Source organism: Oleiphilus sp. HI0132, from assembly GCF_001635845.1.
The window spans coordinates 1-937 of the sequence record NZ_LWGJ01001032.1; the positions used below are offsets into that span (position 1 = coordinate 1).

At 45.0% G+C, this 937-nt stretch carries 1 protein-coding gene; it reads left to right on the top strand.

What is annotated here, in order from left to right; translation table 11 throughout:
* Positions 1-80: 80 nt before the first annotated feature.
* Positions 81-677, top strand: coding sequence for a nitrous oxide reductase accessory protein NosL (locus A3766_RS12115; RefSeq protein WP_068507640.1), 597 nt, complete (start codon positions 81-83; stop codon positions 675-677).
* Positions 678-937 lie beyond the last annotated feature (260 nt).

Genomic DNA, 937 nt, shown 5'->3' on the forward strand with positions numbered 1-937 from the left:
GCTATCTTCCCTGGTTTTATGGATCGCAGCACCACTTGCATTCGCCGCCTACTTATTGAAGAAACGAGAGGTATAAGGTGATGAATCATAAGCCCCCCCACCAAAACGCTAAACAGTCGCCTTTAGTTCCGGTGCTGGTTTTGCTGATTCAAGGCGTATTAATTTTCGGGATTGTTTCGTGTAGTGAAAACGATCCTAAAGCTAAGCCAGAAATCAGCGCCGTACATATTGAAGACCAGGACGAATGCCACCTGTGTGGAATGCTTATCAACCAGTTTGCCGGCCCTAAAGGTGAGATGTTTGAGAAGAATAAATCGTCGGTACGTAAGTTTTGCTCAGTGAATGACTTGTTCGCCTATATGCTTCAACCTGAAAATATCCATAACACAGCTAAAGCATTTGTCCATGATATGACGAGCAGTCCTTGGGGTAATACTCGCGAAGCCGAGCTAATCGATGCCAAACAAGCCTGGTATGTAATTGGTCATAAGCTCCCCGGAGCAATGGGACCGGCCCTGGCTTCATTTAAAAACAAGAACAGTGCAGAAGCGTTTGCCAAATCACAGGGGGGCAAAGTTCTGGCATTTTCTGATATTTCGCTCGAAGTGCTAAATCAAGCTATGCATGCTCACTCAATGCATCAGACCGACAAGCTCAAACATGGGCATATGCAATAGGCCACTTTCATGAAGAGCGTGGTGCTAAACACTCAAGTGATGACATTTTATATAAGCAAGTCAATCGGACATCAAATTCGCTGCTAAAGCAGTCTGACTCTACCGAGGTAAGTTGATTAGGGCTCACTTATCCTCAGATTCGTTTTCCTTACTGTGCTTGCCACCTAAAACTTTCGCCCCTTTGTGTGCAAGCTTCCCTCCAGCCTTGAGCGAGAAGTATATGGTATTGAGTATATCTTTATGGCTATCTTCTATCGGCA